At 67.7% G+C, this 17,983-nt stretch carries 20 protein-coding genes and 1 other RNA gene; 9 read left to right on the top strand and 12 right to left on the bottom strand.

Annotated features, from left to right (window positions below; all coding sequences use genetic code 11):
- Position 1: 1 nt before the first annotated feature.
- On the bottom strand, positions 2-901 hold the full coding sequence (locus F1654_RS11225) for a D-amino acid aminotransferase (protein WP_150023636.1): 900 nt from the start codon (positions 899-901) through the stop codon (positions 2-4).
- Positions 902-1,088: 187 nt separating this feature from the next.
- Between F1654_RS11225 and panD the strand changes: the two genes are divergently transcribed.
- Positions 1,089-1,454: an aspartate 1-decarboxylase gene (gene panD / locus F1654_RS11220; RefSeq protein ID WP_150023635.1), complete on the top strand. Its 366-nt coding sequence runs from the start codon at positions 1,089-1,091 to the stop codon at positions 1,452-1,454.
- An 8-nt stretch (positions 1,455-1,462) separates the two neighbouring features.
- Here panD and argE read toward each other — a convergent pair whose 3' ends face one another.
- From argE to F1654_RS11190, 6 genes are all read right to left on the bottom strand, one after another.
- Positions 1,463-2,614, bottom strand: a complete 1,152-nt coding sequence (argE, locus tag F1654_RS11215) for an acetylornithine deacetylase (protein ID WP_150023634.1) — start codon at positions 2,612-2,614, stop codon at positions 1,463-1,465.
- Positions 2,604-3,299, bottom strand: a complete 696-nt coding sequence (locus F1654_RS11210; RefSeq protein ID WP_150023633.1) for an FKBP-type peptidyl-prolyl cis-trans isomerase — start codon at positions 3,297-3,299, stop codon at positions 2,604-2,606. Before F1654_RS11210 ends, argE begins: the two co-directional genes overlap by 11 nt.
- A 144-nt stretch (positions 3,300-3,443) precedes the next feature.
- Entirely contained in the window at positions 3,444-5,372 is a 1,929-nt protein-coding gene (locus tag F1654_RS11205) for a S9 family peptidase (RefSeq protein ID WP_233205260.1), read from the bottom strand.
- 158 nt (positions 5,373-5,530) lie between these two features.
- Positions 5,531-6,376: a TIGR01459 family HAD-type hydrolase gene (locus F1654_RS11200; protein ID WP_150023631.1), complete on the bottom strand. Its 846-nt coding sequence runs from the start codon at positions 6,374-6,376 to the stop codon at positions 5,531-5,533.
- Positions 6,373-6,693: a hypothetical protein gene (locus F1654_RS11195; RefSeq protein ID WP_150023630.1), complete on the bottom strand. Its 321-nt coding sequence runs from the start codon at positions 6,691-6,693 to the stop codon at positions 6,373-6,375. Before F1654_RS11195 ends, F1654_RS11200 begins: the two co-directional genes overlap by 4 nt.
- 42 nt (positions 6,694-6,735) lie before the next feature.
- Positions 6,736-7,935: an EAL domain-containing protein gene (locus F1654_RS11190; protein ID WP_150023629.1), complete on the bottom strand. Its 1,200-nt coding sequence runs from the start codon at positions 7,933-7,935 to the stop codon at positions 6,736-6,738.
- A gap of 193 nt (positions 7,936-8,128) precedes the next feature.
- Between F1654_RS11190 and F1654_RS11185 the strand changes: the two genes are divergently transcribed.
- Complete coding sequence (locus tag F1654_RS11185) at positions 8,129-8,398, top strand: hypothetical protein (RefSeq protein ID WP_150023628.1); 270 nt, start codon at positions 8,129-8,131, stop codon at positions 8,396-8,398.
- Between the two features lie 10 nt (positions 8,399-8,408).
- Here the strand turns inward: F1654_RS11185 and F1654_RS11180 are convergent, their stop codons facing one another.
- Both F1654_RS11180 and F1654_RS11175 read right to left on the bottom strand, forming a co-directional pair.
- Positions 8,409-8,837, bottom strand: a complete 429-nt coding sequence (locus F1654_RS11180) for a PaaI family thioesterase (RefSeq protein WP_150023627.1) — start codon at positions 8,835-8,837, stop codon at positions 8,409-8,411.
- Between the two features lie 2 nt (positions 8,838-8,839).
- Positions 8,840-9,280, bottom strand: a complete 441-nt coding sequence (locus tag F1654_RS11175) for an SspB family protein (RefSeq protein WP_150023704.1) — start codon at positions 9,278-9,280, stop codon at positions 8,840-8,842.
- 206 nt (positions 9,281-9,486) lie between these two features.
- Between F1654_RS11175 and F1654_RS11170 the strand changes: the two genes are divergently transcribed.
- Positions 9,487-10,878: a cytochrome P450 gene (locus tag F1654_RS11170; protein WP_199200557.1), complete on the top strand. Its 1,392-nt coding sequence runs from the start codon at positions 9,487-9,489 to the stop codon at positions 10,876-10,878.
- Positions 10,879-10,888: 10 nt separating this feature from the next.
- On the opposite strand, the gene ssrA is transcribed toward F1654_RS11170, so the two are convergent.
- Positions 10,889-11,244, bottom strand: a transfer-messenger RNA (tmRNA) gene (gene ssrA, locus F1654_RS11165).
- A gap of 5 nt (positions 11,245-11,249) precedes the next feature.
- Here ssrA and F1654_RS11160 point away from each other — a divergent pair.
- From F1654_RS11160 to F1654_RS11135, 6 genes are all read left to right on the top strand, one after another.
- Entirely contained in the window at positions 11,250-11,936 is a 687-nt protein-coding gene (locus F1654_RS11160; RefSeq protein ID WP_199200556.1) for a DUF2459 domain-containing protein, read from the top strand.
- A gap of 59 nt (positions 11,937-11,995) precedes the next feature.
- The gene (gene pseF / locus F1654_RS11155; protein ID WP_150023624.1) at positions 11,996-12,691 is read left to right on the top strand and encodes a pseudaminic acid cytidylyltransferase; all 696 of its coding nucleotides are present in this window, start codon (positions 11,996-11,998) and stop codon (positions 12,689-12,691) included.
- Positions 12,688-13,695 (top strand): UDP-2,4-diacetamido-2,4,6-trideoxy-beta-L-altropyranose hydrolase, encoded by a 1,008-nt coding sequence (gene pseG, locus F1654_RS11150; protein WP_150023623.1) that lies wholly within the window; start codon positions 12,688-12,690, stop codon positions 13,693-13,695. The genes pseF and pseG overlap by 4 nt, the downstream gene beginning before the upstream one ends.
- 10 nt (positions 13,696-13,705) lie before the next feature.
- Positions 13,706-14,254: a UDP-4-amino-4,6-dideoxy-N-acetyl-beta-L-altrosamine N-acetyltransferase gene (gene pseH / locus F1654_RS11145; RefSeq protein WP_199200555.1), complete on the top strand. Its 549-nt coding sequence runs from the start codon at positions 13,706-13,708 to the stop codon at positions 14,252-14,254.
- On the top strand, positions 14,251-15,327 hold the full coding sequence (gene pseI, locus F1654_RS11140; RefSeq protein WP_150023621.1) for a pseudaminic acid synthase: 1,077 nt from the start codon (positions 14,251-14,253) through the stop codon (positions 15,325-15,327). The genes pseH and pseI overlap by 4 nt, the downstream gene beginning before the upstream one ends.
- A gap of 99 nt (positions 15,328-15,426) precedes the next feature.
- On the top strand, positions 15,427-15,822 hold the full coding sequence (locus F1654_RS11135) for a hypothetical protein (protein WP_150023620.1): 396 nt from the start codon (positions 15,427-15,429) through the stop codon (positions 15,820-15,822).
- Positions 15,823-15,878: 56 nt separating this feature from the next.
- On the opposite strand, the gene ispG is transcribed toward F1654_RS11135, so the two are convergent.
- Together ispG and F1654_RS11125 are read right to left on the bottom strand one after the other, a co-directional pair.
- On the bottom strand, positions 15,879-17,012 hold the full coding sequence (gene ispG, locus F1654_RS11130) for a flavodoxin-dependent (E)-4-hydroxy-3-methylbut-2-enyl-diphosphate synthase (protein WP_150023619.1): 1,134 nt from the start codon (positions 17,010-17,012) through the stop codon (positions 15,879-15,881).
- A gap of 63 nt (positions 17,013-17,075) precedes the next feature.
- Positions 17,076-17,849 carry a helix-turn-helix domain-containing protein gene (locus tag F1654_RS11125; RefSeq protein ID WP_233205257.1) on the bottom strand — a complete coding sequence of 258 codons (774 nt, stop codon included), beginning with the start codon at positions 17,847-17,849 and terminating at the stop codon, positions 17,076-17,078.
- Between the last annotated feature and the right edge of the window lie 134 nt (positions 17,850-17,983).

The following is a 17,983-nucleotide window of genomic DNA, read 5'->3' as shown; positions in this document are numbered from 1 at the left end:
CTCAGCCTCCCACAAGCTGCTTGTAGAGATCACGGAGGCGCTGCGTGACCGGGCCGGCGTCGCCGGTTCCGATCACCCGCCCGTCAATCATGCCCACCGGCGTCTGGGCGCCGAACGTGCCGGTCAGGAAGGCCTCGTCTGCGCCATAGCAGTCCACCAGCGAGAAATTGCGCTCGAACACGGGGATGGCGTTCTCCCGGCACAGGGCGATCACCTTGCGCCGTGTGATGCCGTTCATGCAGTAATCGCCGGTGGAGGTCCAAACCTCGCCCTTGCGTACGATGAAGAAATTGCAGGCGTTCGTGGTGTTCACAAAGCCATGCACGTCCAGCATCAGCGCCTCGTCCGCCCCGGCCTTCTCTGCGGCGATGCAGGCCAGGATGCAATTGAGCTTGGAATGGGAGTTGAGTTTGGGGTCCTGGGTCATGGGCAGGCCGCGCAGATGCGGGACCGTCGCCAGGCGCACCGGGCGCGGCAGTTTCGGGCGTGAATGCTCCATGATGATGGCGATGGTCGGCCCCTGCCGCGACAGGGAGGGATGCTGGAAGGGCCGGGTCTTGACCCCGCGCGTGACCATCAGCCGGGCGTGGGCGTCGGTGACCATGGCATTGGCCTGGCGCGTTTCCTCCAGTGCGGCGGCGATCTCGTTCTTAGTGCGCCCGATATCAAGGTCGATGGCGCGCGCGGCCTCGAACAGACGGTCGAGATGCTCGTCCAGAAACGCCCAGCGCCCGTTATAGAGCCGCAGGCCTTCCCACACCCCGTCGCCCAGCATGAAGCCGCTGTCATAGACGCTGACCAGCGCCTCGGCTTTGGGTTTGAGCGCGCCATTGATCCAGATGAGGATCTGCTCATTGCGTGCATCCTCCTCGGCCTGGTGGGTGGTGACGGGCTGGGTCATGGGCGGGCTCCGGTCTGTGCGCCGCCAGCCTAGACATGGCAGGCCTCAAAGGTCATCCCCGCCAAGGCGCTTGTGTAACGCTTTCCACAGGAAGGGGGATGCATAGCATGTCCGGACGCGCTATATGCGCTGCACAAACCGGACCCTGGCGGCCATGTTGCGCCGCCGCGTGCGAGGAGCCAGAGCCATGCAGCTCACCATGATGAAAGCCAAGCTTCACCGCGCCGTGGTGACCCAGGCCGACCTGCATTACGAGGGCTCGATCTCCATCGACGCCGATCTGCTTGAGGCTGCGGGCATCCTGCCGAACGAGCAGGTGGATGTGCTCAACATCAATAACGGCCTGCGCTTCACCACTTACGCCATCACCGCGCCACGCGGCTCCAAGACGTTCGGGATCAATGGCGCGGCCGCGCGCCTGGCCCAGCCGGGCGACCGCATCATCGTGGTGTCCTACGCCGCCATGGACGCCGAGGCCGCGCGCGTGTTCCAGCCCACCGTGGTGCTGCTGGACGAGCGCAATGACGTGGTCAATCCGCCCAAGGCGGCCTGAGCCGCGCCTTACGCCGACAGGCGCTGTTCCAGCTTTTTGAGAAATCCCATACAGGCGTCGAGCTCGCTGATGGCGATGAACTCGTCAGGCTGGTGCGCCTGGGCGATGGAGCCCGGCCCGCAGATCACGGTGGAAAAGCCCGCCTCCTGGAACTGCCCGCCCTCGGTGCCATAGGCCACCACGCGCGGGGCGTTGTCGCCGGTCAGCGCGCGCGCCAGCGCCTCGGCCTCGCCCATCTCTTCAGGGCGCAGGGGCGGCACGTCGGACATCACTGTGACGGTGACGCGTGCGTCCGGCGCTGTGCGGCGCATCTGCGCCTCGACCTGGCGCGCTTCCTCTTCCAGCCGGGCGCCCAGGCCCGGCCCGTCATCCCAGGGCGCCGGGCGCATCAGCGCCTCGAACCAGGCCTCGCGGGCCAGAATGTTTACCGCCGAGCCCCCGCCCATGCGCCCGATGGTCAGCGTGCCATAGGGGGGATCAAACGGGCTGCCGGCGGGCGCGGCGGCTTTCAGGCGCGCCGCTTCCTGGGTCAGCCAGTGCATCAGGCGTGCGGCGTGGGTCACCGCGCACGCGCCGCTTTCCACCAGGCTGGAATGGGCTTCCTTGCCGGTCAGCTCGACCCGCACCGAGTAGAGGCCCTTGTGGCCGCTCACCACCTGCATCTCGGTGGGCTCGCCCACGATCACGCAGGACGGGCGCGGATGGTTGGCGGCGATGCGTTCGATCATGGCCGGCGCGCCCAGGCACCCCACCTCCTCGTCATGGGAGAGCGCGAAATGCACCGGGCGCTTCAGGTTTGCCTTGGCGAAATCGGGCGCCGCGGCCAGCGCGCAGGCGATGAAGCCCTTCATGTCGCATGAGCCCCGCCCGTAGAGCCGGCCCTCGCGCTCGGTCAGCGCCCAGGGATCGCTGGACCAGTCCTGGCCGTCCACCGGCACCACGTCGGTATGGCCGGACAAGACCACGCCGCCATCCACTTCCGGGCCGATCACGGCATGCAGATTGGCCTTGCTCCCGTCCGCGTTCGGCACGCGCTCGCACCGCGCGCCCAGGCCTGAGAGATAGGCCTCCACATGATCGATCAGGGCGAGATTGGAATGGCGCGAGGTGGTGTCGAACGCCACCAGCTCGGCCAGCCAGTCGCGCGCGTTACTGGTCATCGGCCCCGTCCGCCTGTTCGGGCAGGCTGATCAGTTCCAGCTGGAAGACCAGCGCCTGATTAGGCCCGATGGGCCCGCCGCGCGTGCCATGGCGGCCATAGGCGAGATCGGACGGGATGAACAACGTCCAGGCCTCGCCCGTGCGCATCAGGGGCAGAGCCTCCACCCAGCCGGCGATCAGCCGGTCTGAAGGGAACACCGCGCTCTGGCCGCGCGCGAGGGAGGAATCAAACACCGTCCCGTCGATCAGCCGGCCTTCATAATGCACTTCGGCCAGTTCGCCGGGGCGCTGGATGGAGGCGCCGTCCTCAACCGCCTCATCAATGCGGAACTGCAGCCCCGAGGGCAGGGTGAAGACGCACGGATTGGACGCATTGGCTTCCAGAAAGGCCGCCGAGACCGCAGCGTTGTATTGGGCGGTGTTCTGGTCCGAGGCGCGGGCCGGGATGTCGAAATCGGCATCCTCGCCAGAGCGCACGCAGGCGCGCGCCTCGGCGAGCACGGGCTGCAGGGCCTCGGCTTCATCATGAGCCTCAAGGAAGGCGGAGAGGATGTCGGCGGCTTCCTGTTCGCCGCCCGGCGCAGGTTCAGGCTCGGCCGGCGCCGGCTCGGGTTCGGGCGCGGGGCGCTCCCCGCAGGCGGCCAGCAGGATCAGGGCGAGGGCGGGCGTCAGGGCGCGAAGCATGGGCAACCTCTTCAAGACATGTGAATTGACCGGCAATCTAGAGCGTTTCGCGATGTGATGGCGCCCGGTTGCGCAGATCAAACAGGAAAAAGCCCCGGCGTGCGGGACGCCGGGGCTTTGAGGTCGTTCAGACTGCGCGAACCCTTATTCCAGACCGAGAATCTCGGTCAGGAACATGGTCTCGGCCTCGCGCTGGAAATCGCGGTTGGACTGGCGGGCGAAGCCGTGACCCTCGTCCATCGCCACCAGATACCAGGGATCGCCCCCCGCCTCGCGCACGGCGGCCAGGATCTGCTCGGCCTCCGACAAGGGCACGCGCGGATCATTGGCGCCCTGGATGATGAACAGGGGCGCAGTGATGCGGTGGGCGTGATTGGCCGGGGAGATGCTCTCCAGGAAGGCGCGCACTTCCGGATCGCGCTCATCGCCATATTCGGCCCGGCGCAGGTCCTGGCGGTAACCGGCCGTGTTCTCCAGGAAGGTGACGAAATTGGAGATGCCCACGATATTGATGCCGCCGGCCAGCTTGTCGGAATAGTGCATCAGGCTGGCCAGCACCATGTAGCCGCCATAGGAGCCGCCATAGACCACGATGCGGTCTGCATCGAACTCGGGCTGGGCGGCGGCCCAGTCGATCAGCGCGCCGATATCGCGCACTGAATCCTCGCGCAGGAACACATTGTCCAGATTGACGTATTCATTGCCGTAGCCGGACGAGCCGCGCACATTGGGCACCAGCACGGCGGCGCCCAGCTCATGGATCCAGTACTGGAAATTGGCGTTGAAGCCGGGCCGGGCCTGGGCTTCCGGGCCGCCATGGATGGAAATAATCACCGGATGGGGTCCGTCGCCTTCGGGGCGGTGGACGAAGACCGGCACGTTGAGCCCGTCAAAGCTCTCATAATGGACCAGTTCGGGCGCCTGGAAGCGCGAGGTGTCGAGCCCGCCGACCTCCGACTGGGTCCATCGGGTCAGCTCAGCGCTGGCCAGTTCATAACTCCAGGCGTCGCCCGGAGAGCCGGCCGAGACATGGGTGAAGCCAAGCTTTGAGCCGTCCGCGCTGAAGCTCACCGAGCCGATCAGTCCGGTGGGCATGTCCGGCGCCGGGCGCGCCGCGCCGGTGGCCGCTTCGATGATGTGCAGCTCGGATATCCCGCCGGCATTGATGGTGTAGGCGATCAGGGCGCCGTCCGGGGACAGGTCCATGGCCTGCACGTCCCAGTCATGCTCGGTGACCACGCGCTGCGAATTGTCGGCGAGATTGATCTCAAGGATACGGCGGAACTCCGAATCCTCATCGCTGACCACGAACAGGCTTTCACCATCGGCGGAGAAACTCACCGCGCCATAAGCGGCTGTTACGTCCGGATTGATTGGCGAAGCCTCGCCGCTGGCGATGTCCAGGAGCTGCAGCCGGGTCTCGTTGATCGAGATATAGCGCCCGATCACCATGTGCGATCCGTCCGGGGAGATGTCACGCGGCGTGATCGCGCCTTCGCCCTTATAGATCTCGCGGATGGAGGACGGGTCCGCCGGATCGCCCATGAAAATGGCGTAGTCCGGATCTTCCCAGGTGGTGGAGGCGAAGGCGATGAAGGCGCCGTCGCGTGACCAGGCAAAGCCCTGATTGCGGGTGCGGTCGCGGGTGAACTGCACCGAGCGGGCCGTGGCCGGATCGTGCAGGAAGCCCTGGAAGAATTCGTCCCCGCCCACATCGCGCGTGAACGCAAACTGGCCCGACCCGTCCGGGCGCACGCTGGCGCCGCTGGTGCGCTCGTCATAGAAGGTGATCTGGCGGCGCGCGCCCATGGGCGCGGCCACATGGTGGATCTGGTTGGTCTCGCCAAACCGGGTGGTGATGTAGATGCCGCCATCGGGGGCGAAATCGGAGAAACCGGCGCTGCGTACATTCTGATACTGGCGCAGGCGTTCGCGCACGCCGGACGGGATTTCGGGGATGTTCTCCATGACCAGATTGCCACGCGTGACGCGCTCGGGCGAATCGGCGGCCGCGAGTGCTGGGGCGCTGACCGTCATAAGGGCGGCCAGTCCCGCCGTAGTGAACCATTTCATGAGTGTTCCTCCTTGCATCTGGCTGCGCCAGCGCTGCACATGAAGGTGCGCCGGTCAGATCCGGCCCTGATTTGACCCCGGATCAAACACCCGGCCAAGTTCGCAGCTGATGAAATGACACAGATGTGTATGGGGGAAACGGCCCTGGCCTTCCGGGCTCACCACACGAGCGCGGGCGCGCTGTAGCGGGCGGTAAGGTCTTTCACGGCCAGCAGGGCGGCGGCGGCTTGCGGATCGAAGCCGCGTTCAAACCGGGCGTTTTCAATCCCGCTGGTGATGAACAGGGCGTCCAGGCCTTCGCCTTGCGCGCCTGCAATATCGGTGTCCGGTCCGTCGCCGATGGCGAGCAGGCGCGAGGGCTCGGTCTCGCAGCCCAGTGCGGCCAGGCGCTGATAGGCGAGCTCGTAGATGGGCGGGTGCGGCTTGCCGGCCATCACCACGGTTCCGCCCAGCGTCTCGTAAAGGGCCGCCAGGGCGCCGGCGCAATATTGGAGCCGGTCGCCCACCTGCACCACGATATCGGGATTGGCGCACACCATGGGCAGGCGGCGCAGGGCCGCCTCGGTCAGGAGATCGCGATACTCTTCCGGCGTCTCGCGGTCATCATTCACAAGCCCTGTGCAGGCAATGAAGGCCGCCTCGCCCAGCGGCGCGAAGGCCAGGCCCGTCCCCGGATAGAGCCCGTCATCATAGTCCGGACCCAGCTTGTAAGCCGGGCCGGGCGCGCGCCGGGACAGCTCCTCGAATATGGCGTCGCCCGAGGTGACGGCGCCGTCCCAGTTGTCCGGGCCTGCGCCCAGCTGCGCGAGATGGGTGAGAAGGGAGGCGCTGCGCCGGGGCGAGTTGGAGATGAGCACCACCCGTCCGCCCTGGGCGCGGTATTTCTGCAGCGCGTCCAGCGCCTCGGGGATGAGGGCGCGTCCGTCGCGGATCACGCCCCACACATCGCACAGGACGGCGTCATACTCGCGCGCCAGCGCACCAAGGCGAACCAGACCCGTCACGCGCCGCCCGGCCGGTATTCCAGGCCCAGATGGCTGGCGGCGAGGAAGGCCACCACCACGACCAGCGCAGCGATGCGCACCGCCCGGTCCGGCCAGCCGGGCACCACGGAGAAGGGCGGCTGTCCGCCCACTTCACGCACAATCATGCCGGTGGCCATCAGGATGAAGGCGCCCCCCATCAGCACCATGGAGAAGGCCAGGCGCTCGGTTCCCACCGGCGCGAAAAAGCCTGCTAACGCGATGAGGCCCAGCACGCCATAGCCGAGCGTGATCTTGCGCACGGTGGCGCGCGGGGCGTTGGGAGCTTGCGATGACATGGCGCGCACTATGGCGCCGCAGCGTGCGCGAGGCCAGCGGGCTCAGCCGGTGCGGCGCAGGTCCTGATCGGTCTGGCTGAGCACCTCGTCGCGCACCGGGCGCGGGGCGCCGAACAGATGGCCCTGAGCATAGGCGATATCGAGATCGAGCACTTCCACCACCGTGGCCTCGGTCTCGATCTTTTCAGCCACCAGATCGACCCCATAGCGCGCGAACAGCCCGGCGATGTCTTCGGGCGGCAGGGCGCCGGGCTCGCGTCCGGCCACCGGTTCGCCGCCATGGGCGGCGGCCACAAGCTTGTCACCGGGGACTTTGACAAAGCGCACGCCCGCACGCTGCAGCTCGGCCAGATCGAGATTGAGGTCGCTGACCTGATCCAGCGAAAAGCGGAAGCCGTAATCGGCCAGGCGCGCCATATTGCGCGCCGCGATGGCCGAGCGTCCCTCAAAGGCTGCGCGCGGCATCTCGAAAATCAGCGCCCCGGCCAGATCGCCATTGCGCCGCAGGAAATCGAGAAAGCCGGGGAAGAAATCCTCATCGGCCAGCGAGCGCAGGGAGACATTGCAGAACACGCCCACCCGCCGGTCGGACTTGGTCAGCCGGCGCACGATCTGCACGCAACGCAGGAGCAGGATATTGTCCACTTCCGCGATCAGGCCCGCTTCCTCGGCGGCGGCCAGGAAGGCGCCGGGCGCCACCACCTGGCCCGCCGCGTCGCGCAGCCGGGTGAAGCCCTCATAAAAATAGGTGCGCCGCTGGGGCAGCCCGACCACGGGCTGCAGGTAGAGATCGACCCGGTTGGCGTCGAGCGCCTCGCGCACCATCACCGCGGCGTCCTCGCTGGCGGGTTCGGGCTCGGGCGCTTCGGCGGCGTCCAGCCGGGCGAGAATGCGCGCCACCAGCGCCTCGTCGCGTCCCGGCGCAGGCTCCCCGGCCAGGGCGGCGGCGGCCTCTGGGGCGGGCGCATCGATAGCGTCCAGCCGGGTCTGGGCATTGGTAAGGGTTTCGGCCAGCGCGGCGTTGGCGCGCTTGAGCGCGCGCAGCTCGGCCTCGAACCGGGCGCGCTCCTCGGCGCGGGCGGCGGCGGCGTGCACCTGCCCGGCGATCAGGAACACCACTGCGCCCATCAGCCAGGCGAGCTGGGCGCTCATCAGGTTGAAGCGCTGGAACGCGATGGCGGCCACCACCGCGATCATGGCGTAGGTGAGCACCACCAGTATGTCGCTGACGCGGGCCTTCATGCCGGACGGTCTCTTCATCGGTTCGGGCGGCGTGCGCGAATCACCACGCACGGATAACGCCAGACTAGGCTGCGTTAAGCTTCATTGTCACATCGTTAACGCCGGGTGCGCCGGGGAGGTCCGGCTTACGCCATCTTAACCCTTCCGGCGTCGGTCGCGTGCATGAAGACGGGCGGGCGGGCATGATCATCTCATGCAGAGCATCATGGCCACTGGATTACAGGCCTTCTCGCAGGCCAATGCGCGCATGAGCGCGGCGGCGGACCGTATGGTGCGCGCCAGCGCGCCGGCGGATCGCCCGGCCGCTCACGCCTCGCCCACAGAGCGCGCGGAGAACTGGATTGATGCCCTCATTGAGGCGCGCCTCGATATGATCAAGGCCCATCATCAGGCCGCTGCAGCGGCGGCCTCCATCCGCTCGGCAAGCGATCAGGTGGGCGCTTTGCTGGATGTGAAGGCCTGATACGGGCCCGTCAGAGCGGGCGCAGTGCGGCGGTGGCCGTAGCCGTGGCGCACAAAACGCCATCCTCATTCCACAACCGGCCCTCCAGAAACGCCACGCTGGACCCCAGCCGCGACACCTGGCCGATGGCGCGGGCGCGCCCGGTCATCATCGGACGCAGGAAGCTGGTCTTCATCTCCAGCGTGGGCACGGCCGATTTCAGGTCCGTGGCCATGAAGGCGGCTGCGCTCATGGCCTCGTCGAGAAAGCCGGTCACGATGCCGCCCTGGACCGAGCCATTGGGGTTCAGGAATACAGGCCGGGCGGTGAACCAGGCCTCGACCGTCATGGCTTCGGGATCGAGCCCGATCAGCTCGAAGCCCAGATGCTTGGAGACTTCCGGAATATGGGCCGGGTCGGAGAATGCGGCGATGAAGCGCGCGGCAGGGTTGTCAGACACGCTCAGTCCTTCTTGCGGAAGGTATCAAGGCTGACCACCGTGCCTTCATTGCCGGTGGCCGCAGCTGCGCCGCCGCGCGGCGCTTCGCCCGGATCGGGGCGCACATAGTCGAAATGCAGCCGGAAGCCCACGCTCGGGTCATGGAAGCGCGTCACCGCGCGCCAGGGCACGCGCAGATATTTGGGCACGCCCGAAAAGCGCAAGGTGACTTCCCAGGCCTCGTCATCGCAGGCCAGGTCCCAGAACTGGTGCTCGAGCACCACCGTCATTTCCTCGGGATAGGACTGGGTCAGGCTCTCGTCGATATCGCAGGCCGGATCATCAGTGCGGAAGGTGATGTAGAAATGATGGGCGCCAGGCAGCCCGCCGGGGCCGGCGGCGCGTTCGAGCGCCTTGCGCACGACACTGCGCAGGGCGTCCTGCGCCAGCTGGTCGTATTGCATCAGATCCTTGCTCACGCCCCTGCCGCCCTTCTCCAGCCGCCCTTTTTCCTGACAACAGCGAGCCTAGCTCAGTCCCGGCCAGCGTCAATTGCGCGCGGGCGCCTCAAAGCACCAGGACGCGCATTGGTTGCGAAGCCCGGCGCATGCTATCGCCATGGCGGGCGAAGGCCTCAAGAACGCCTTGCACAGGCAGGAAGGAGCGGAATTTGGCCTCAGCAACAAGCGCACTGTCCAGAGCGGTGCGTCCGCCCGACGCCCTGTTCGAACCAGCGGCCTCGCGCGGGCTGGATGCGCCGGTCAGCCTGATCGAGACCGCGCGCCTTATGCGGGCCAACCCCATGGCGATCCTGCCCGAAGCGCTGTTCGACACGCCGCGCCTGACCGGCCCGTATCTGGGCCGCAAAGTGCACGAGATCGCCGGACCCGAACACATGCAGTCGGTTCTGCAGGACAATGTCCAGGCCTGGCGCAAATCGCCGCTCATCCTGCGCATGCTGACGCCGATCCTGGGCGATTCCATCCTCACCGCCCATGGCGAGAGCTGGAAACGCCAGCGCCGAATCCTGCAGCCGGCCTTTGCGCGCCGTCGCATAGAGCCCTTCGCGTCGCTGATGGCCAGGGCGGGGCTGAACGCCGTGGAGCGCCTGCTGGCCTCGGACGGGCCGGCGGAGGTGCATGGCGTCATGAACGACGCCACCTTTCAGGTGATCGAACAGGCCCTGTTCGGCGAAGCGGACGGGTTTGACCGCGGTGAGGTGAGGGCGGCCATCGAGGTCTTGCTGGAGGAGATCGGGCGCATGCGCCTGTCCGATCTGGTTCCCTGGCCGGAATGGACGCCGCGCTACATGACCTGGCGCGCCCGCAAGGCCCGCGGGATATTCCGCGCCGCTGCAGACAGCCAGATCGCCCGGCGCCGCGCTCAGGATGAGCCGGGCGAGGACTTTCTGGGCCTGCTCCTGAATGCGCGGGACGCAGACACCGGCGCCGCGCTTAGCGATCGGGACATCCGCGATACGCTGATGACCTTCATCGCCGCCGGTCACGAGACCACGGCCATCGCCCTGACCTGGGCGCTGTATCTGGTGGCCAATGATCCGGTTTGTCAGGACGCCCTGCGCGCCGAAGCCGATGCGGTCTATGGCGCGGGCGAGCCCGATGCGGAACAATCTGCGCGCCTGGTCTATGCGCGCCAGGTGATCGAGGAGGCGATGCGGCTTTATCCGCCCGCGCCAATTCTCGCCCGGCGCGCGGTGGCCGACACCGACATTTGCGGCCATCCTGTGCGCAAAGGCGATGTGGCGCTGCTGGCCTTTTACTGCCTGCACCGCCACCGCACGCTGTGGGCGCATCCCGACCGCTTCGATCCGGACCGGTTCAGCCCCGAGCGCCGCCCGCGCCACCCCTATCAGTTCATGCCCTTCGGCGGCGGCCCACGCGCGTGCATCGGGACGCGTTTCGCCATGCAGGAAGCGGTGATCGTCCTCTCCCTGATCGCCTCGCGCACCCGCATCACCCCCGCTCACGGCGAGGTCGAGCCGGTGATGCAGGTCACCTTGCGGCCGAAAGGCGGGATGCCGTTACGGTTTGAGGCGCGGTGAGGAACAGGAAAGTGGGGGGCTTCTGTTGCCAGGCGCCCCCCGAACCCCGCCTGACCTTGCTAGAGGTCAGGGCTTAAAGTGCGAGATGCACGCGCTGCTACGCAGCGAGAGCGACCTCTTCAGCATAGTTGTCGTTGGCAACTACTTTGAGTGGGCTGGTAACGAAGCCCATTCGGGCGAAAGCTACGCCTTTAGCCATCCGTCGATGCTAGTCGGCCCCTCATGCCGCCCAACGAGCGGGAATTTGGTGGAGCCGCCGGGATTCGCACCCGGGTCCGGTCTGGTTATTACACGCGCGTTTATCGCCATAGACCGCCGAAGCGGACAAAATGGAATATAAGGGGTCCTGACCGCAGATGAAAGGCGCCCCCATGCGACGCCGCGCGAATGTTCCGCTCCACGCCCTGCTCGCCGCCCTGGCGGGGGCGCTGATACTGGCCGCCTGCGCCGGGCGAGGCGATGTGCCTGCGCCGCCGGGCGCGGACGATTGCGCGCTGATCGCGGTCAGCTCCAATGGCTGGCATGCGGGCGTGTATCTGCCTGCCGGGGCTTTCGCCGAAGACAGCACCCTGCGCCAGCGCTTCCCGCAGGCGCGCTGGTTCGCCATCGGCTGGGGCGATGTGCGCGCCTATCCCGGCCCGCTGGGACCGGTCAACGCCATCACCGCCATCGCCTGGCCCACGGGCTCTCTGGTGCATGCCGCCGGCCTCACCCGCGATCCGCGCGAAGCCTATATGCAGGATTATGTGGATGTGGCGCTGTCCTCGGAAGGGCTGGCCAGCCTTGCAGCGGCCATCGAGGCCGAGCTGGCGCGTGATGAAGACGGCGCCGGGATCGAGGCCGGGCCGGGGCTTGATCCGCGCGGCAGTGCGTTTTTCAAGGCGCGCTCGTCCTATCACCTGTTCAATACCTGCAATGTCTGGCTGGCGCGCCATCTGCGCGGGGCGGGGCTGGATACCGGCTGGCCGGGCGGCCATCTCCTGCCCGCCACCCTGCTATCGCGGCTTGAGGCGCGTGCGCCACGGGCCTGTCCGCCGGGCGAAGCGTCAGCGCGTTAACCCTTTGGTGGCCGGACTCACGGTGAGACCATGGAGTCAGTCCATACAAGGGCCAGCCCATGGCGCTCGCCATCATTCCCGCCCGTGGCGGCAGCAAGCGCATCCCGCGCAAGAATCTCGCTCCCTTCTGCGGCCGGCCCATGATCGCCTGGCCGATCCGGGCGGCGCTTGAATCGGGGTGTTTCGAGCGGCTGATCGTCTCCACCGACGATCCCGATCTGGCCGCCGTGGCGCGCGAACATGGCGCCGAGACGCCCTTCATCCGCCCTGACCATCTCTCTGATGACCGCACGCCGGTCATCGATGTGATCGGCCACGCCCTGGAGACGCTGGAGGCGGCGGGCGAGCGCCATGCCCATGCCTGCTGCCTGTTCGCCACCGCGCCCTTCCTCCAGGCCGGGGATTTGCGCGCCAGCGCCGACCTGATCCGCAAGCCGGGCGTGGAGTATGTGTTCTCGGCGGCCCGCTACGGCTTTCCCATCCAGCGCGCCTTTCGCGTGACGCGCGAGGGCGGGTGCGAGATGTTCGATCCCGGCCAGTTCCATACCCGCAGCCAGGACCTTGAAGAGGCCTATCACGACGCGGCTCAATTCTATTGGGGCGTGCGCGACGCCTGGCTGGAGCGCCGCCCGGTGTTCACGCCGCGCGCCCGGCCCGTGGTGCTGCCGGCCAGCCGGGTCTGGGATATCGACACGCCTGAGGACTGGGCCCGCGCCGAGCTGATGTTCCGCGCGCTGGGCCTGGACGCGCCATGAGGCGTGCGAGCTTTCGCTGTGACGCCGGCGCGGCCATCGGCGCGGGCCATCTCATGCGCTGCCTGACTCTGGCGCAGGCCCTGAAGGACCGTGGCTGGCAGGCGCAGTTCCATTGCCGCGACCTGCCCGGCGCGGGGCTGGATCGCATCGCCGAGGCCGGTTTTGCCTTTCATCTGCACGCGGCGGACGATGCGGGGGAGGTGCGCACGGCGCTCTCAGACGGCCCGCCAGGCTGGCTGATCGTGGATCATTACGGGCTGGACGCCGAATTTGAGCGCGCGGCCTGTCCGCCGGGCTGGCGGGTCATGGTGATCGATGATCTGGCCGACCGCACCCATGATTGCGCGCTCCTGCTCGACCAGACGCCGGGGCGGGCGGCCAGCGATTATGACGGGCGTGTGGGAGAGGACTGCCGGCGCCTGATCGGGCCAGACTATGCGCTGATCCGGCCGGAATTTGCGGCGGCGCGGCGCGAGCGTAAGCCCGGCCCGCTGGCGCGCCTGCTGCTGGCGCCGGGCGGGACCGATCCGGTCAATATGGCCGGCGCGGTGCTTGAAGCGCTCGCTGGGCGCTCTGACCTTCATATCACCGTCGTGCTGGGCGCGGGCGCGCCGCATGTCGAGGCGGTCTCCCGCCTGCTGGTCCAGCGTGGCGACCGGGGCCGTCTGATCACCGATAGCCGGGATATGGCCGGGCTGATGGCGTCGCATGATCTCGCCATCGGGGCGGGCGGGATGAGTGCGCTGGAGCGTGCGGTTATGGGCTTGCCGTCCCTGATCATCACCCTGGCGGACAACCAGTTTCTGGCTGCGCGCACGCTGGACGAGGCGGGCGCGGCGGTGCTGATCGGGGATGCCCGCGCGCCGGGCTGGACCGCCGCGCTCGCCCCGGCGCTGGAGGCGCTGGCTGATCCGGAACGGCGTGTGAAAATGGCCCGTGCGGGGCTGGCGCTGGTGGACGGGCAAGGCGCGGGCCGTGTGGCGGAGGCGCTCGATGCGCAGTGAGCCCGAAATCATGATTGAGGGGATCGGCGCGCTTCATCGCGTGGATGATGAGGATCAGGAGCGTATACTCGCCTGGCGTAATGCGCCCGAAGTGCGCGCAGCCATGTATACACGCCATGAGATCAGCGAGACTGAACACGCGGCCTGGTGGACCCGCTTCATGTCCGATCCGGCCCGTCAGATGTTCATCGCCGTGCAGTCGGGCGCCGAGCTTGGCGTGGTAGGTGTCGAAGCGCCTGCCGGTCCGCAATCGGCCAGCTGGTGGTTCTACGCCGCGCCGGGCGCCCCGCGCGGGGCGGGCCGGCGGATGGAGGTTCTGGCGCTGGAGCTCGTCTTCGGGCCGATGGCGCGCGAGACCCTCGCCTGCGAGGTGCGCCAGGAGAATGTCCGGGTGATCACGCTCCATGAATCGTTCGGGTTCGAGAAGACGGGCGAGATCATGCGCGACACGCCCGAAGGGCCGGTGAAGGCCGTTCAGCTTGCTCTGACGTTAGAGCGCTGGGCCGCGCGGCGCGCCGGGCTGCTGGCTGAGATCGCCCAGACAGGAGACGCATCATGAGCGCCGGTTCCGCCATTCCCGGATTCGCCATCGCCGGACGCGCCATCGGGCCGGGCGAGCCGCCTTTTCTGATCGCGGAGCTGTCGGGCAATCACAAGGGCGAGCTGTCGCGCGCGCTGGCCATGATCGACGCGGCGGCGGATGCGGGCGCTGATGCGGTCAAGCTGCAGACCTATACCGCCGACACCATCACCCTCAAAAGCGATGCGCCCGAATTCACCATTGAGGGCGGGCTTTGGGACGGGCGCACGCTGCATGATCTCTATCAGGAGGCGTCCACCCCCTGGGACTGGCACAAGGCCCTGTTCGAGCATGCCCGCAAGCGGGCGATCACCATCTTCTCCTCGCCCTTCGACCCCAGCGCCGTGGCGCTGCTGGAGGAACTGGGCGCGCCGGCCTACAAGATCGCCTCATTTGAAATCGTGGACCTGCCGCTGATCGCCTGCGCGGCCCGGACCGGCAAGCCGCTGATCATTTCCACCGGCATGGCGCGCGAAGACGAGATCGCCGAAGCGGTCGAGACGGCGCGCGCAGCCGGTGCGGGCGGGGTCGCGGTCCTGCGCTGCGTCAGCGGTTATCCGGCCCCGGCCCATGACTATAATCTCGCCGCTCTTGCGGACATGCCCGCCCGGTTCGGCGCGCCAGCGGGCCTGTCAGACCATACGCTGGACGATGTCACGGCCATCGCGGCCACCGCGCTGGGCGCGGCGGTGATCGAGAAGCATTTCACCCTGGACCGCTCAGACGGCGGGCCGGATGCGGCGTTTTCGCTGGAGCCGGACGAGTTTGCGCGCCTCGCCCGCGCCGTGCGCAGCGCCCATGCGGCGCTGGGCCAGCCGGTCTACGGCCCCAAGCCCAGCGAGGCCGCCAATCTCCAGTTCCGCCGCTCGCTCTACTTCACCCGAGACCTGCCCGCCGGCCATGTGCTGGGCGAGGGCGATGTGCGCTCGGTCCGCCCCGGCCACGGCCTGGCCCCGAAGCATCTGGACGCCGTGCTGGGCCGACGCCTCGCCCGGCCCGTGCGCCATGCCGAGCCGGTGGGGTGGGAGGCGATTGAGGGTGGGCAGATATAGGGCGCGCCGCCCCGGCCCCGGCCACTAGCGGAAAGATTTATTCATCACCGCCTGAGATACTTAGCGCATGCAGTTCTGGTCCTGATCACGGATGAGTTCATGAGCGGTCCCATCATTCATGCGTGTGATGTTGCGCCTGACTGCCGGTATATCGGCATCATCGGTCACACACATTTCAAGACCACTATGGACAACGCCCAGCGCCTCATAGACCGGATCGGGACCGGTCAATACGCCAGCGTCGTGATCGATTACCGCCAGGCCGATCTGGTCCTCAGCCCGCCGCAATACGCCGATTTCTTTCGCCTGACCGGGCCCGCCATCCAGAAGCTGGAACGGTTCGCCTATCTCTATAATGAGCGCACCTGGCTCTACGCCGCCCATGCCTCGCGCAGCATACAGGCGCTCGGGGTGCCCGCGCGCGCGTTCCAGAGCTGGGACGAGGCCGCCGCGTTTCTGGAGGTCTCGGGACCAGACCCGGCCATGGCGGCCTGAGGGGTTTTCGGTCGCCTGGAGGCCCGTCACTCACCGGCGAGCGCGAGGGCCAGCCCTTACTCCGCCGCTTCCGGCGCCGCCGTGCGCAGCTTTTCCGCCTGCTCTTCCACGGCGGCGACGATGCGTTCGACCATCTCCTCGTTGGAGACTTTTTCGGTTTGCTGGCCGGCGAAATAGAGCATGCCAGCGCCCTTGCCGCCGCCGGTAAAACCGAGATCGGTATAGGCCGCCTCGCCCGGGCCATTCACCACGCAGCCAATGATCGACAGCGAGATGGGCTCGGCGATGTGGGCGAGGCGCTCTTCCAGCGTCTCGACGGTCCTGATCACGTCAAAGCCCTGCCGGGCGCAGGACGGGCAGGCGATGATATTGACCCCGCGCGTGCGCAGGCCCAGGGATTTGAGGATGTCGTAACCGGCCCTGATCTCCTCCACCGGATCGGCGCTGAGCGAGACCCGTATGGTGTCGCCGATTCCGGCCCAGAGCAGATTGCCCAGGCCAATGGCGCTCTTGATCCCCCCAGTGCGCAGGGCGCCTGCTTCCGTCACGCCCAGATGCAGGGGGGCGTCGGTGGCCTCGGCCAGCATCTGATAGGCGGCCACGGTGAGGAACACGTCCGAGGCCTTCACCGAGATCTTGTAGTCGCGAAAATCCAGGTCCTCGAGGATGCGCGCATGGTCCAGCGCGCTCTCCACCATGGCTTCGGGGCAGGGCTCGCCATATTTCTCCAGCAGATGACGCTCCAGCGAGCCGGCATTGACCCCGATGCGGATGGAGCAACCATGATCGCGCGCGGCGGAGACCACCTCGCGCACCCGGTCCATACTGCCGATATTGCCCGGATTGATGCGCAGGCAGGCCGCGCCCGCCTCGGCCGCCTCGATCCCGCGCTTGTAGTGGAAATGGATGTCGGCCACGAGCGGGACTTTGGCTTCGCGCGCGATGGTTCGGAAGGCGGCGGTGCTTTCGGGGTCCGGGCACGACACCCGCACGATATCGGCCCCGGCCTCTTCGAGCTGGCGGATCTGGTTGAGCGTGGCGCGCGCGTCCGTGGTGGGCGTGTTGGTCATGGACTGCACGCTGATCGGCGCGCCGCCGCCCACGGCCACCTTGCCGACATGGATCTGGCGGCTCTGGCGCCGGTCGATCATGCGCCAGGGGCGAACTTTGGTGTGGGCTTCAATGGCCATGCGGGATCATGCCTCATGCTCTGGGCATGGATATAGCCTGCTGCGCGCACTCGCGCGAGGGGGTCAGCGTCCGCCCTGGCCGCTCATGGCGGCCAGCAGAAACTCGGAGACCGGGGCGTTGTCTAGCGCCTCGCCGCGCTCGCCCAGCGCGCCCAGCGGGCGCCCGGCCGCGCGGATCAGCACGGCGCCCGCATCGCTGGCGGAGATCACAAGCCCCGGCTCGTCGGGCGCGCGGTAGATATCGCCGGGCTCCAGAAGGCGCGAGACCAGGATGCGGCCCGACGCGTCGCGCACTTCGAGATGCACCGGCGCGCCGGCTTCCAGCACCACGGCGCCTGCGCTGCGCGGACCGGGCAGGCCGGCCCAGATTTCATCAGGCCGGGCGGGGGCGCGCGGTATGCGCGCCTCGGCGTTGGCCTCGGCGCTGATCAGCGCTTCCATGGGCTGGCTGGCGGCGGTGAGGGTCTCGCGCTGGGAGATGTAGTGGCCGTACCAGCCAGCCATGGCCACCACGGCGATCAGGATGGCTGCCGTGCCGATCGTGCCGCGCGGCAGGCGAATTTCGCGTTTTTCCTGGGGCGCAGTGGGCTGGGAGCGGCCGGTTTCGCACTCCACCTCCCGTTTGAACTGGTCGATGCAGCCAGCCGCGTCCAGGCCGAGAAAAGCTGAATAGGTGCGCAGATAACCCACCGCATAGGCGCGCGAAGGCAGGCCGCGCGGGTCCATGGACTCGAGCGCTTCGAGATAATCGCGCTTGATGCGGGTCTGGGAAGCGGCGGAGTCCAGCGTCAGTTCGGCCCTCACACGGGCCTCGCGGAGGCGCTCGCCAAGGGTCATGCCGGCTTCATCCTCCGATCCGCATACAGGGGGCGAAAAGACAGCGTCCATAGGCACATAGGCGGTATTCGCCAGGGAGGTGTCGAGCTTTCCCATCTGCGCCTTGATCCTGATTCGCGCCCCTAAAGAGCGCC

Source organism: Alkalicaulis satelles, from assembly GCF_008630495.1.
Taxonomy (GTDB): Bacteria; Pseudomonadota; Alphaproteobacteria; order Caulobacterales; family Maricaulaceae; genus Oceanicaulis; species Oceanicaulis satelles.
The sequence above is the reverse complement of the archived record's forward strand: the minus strand, read 5'-3'. Positions and strand labels throughout refer to the sequence as shown.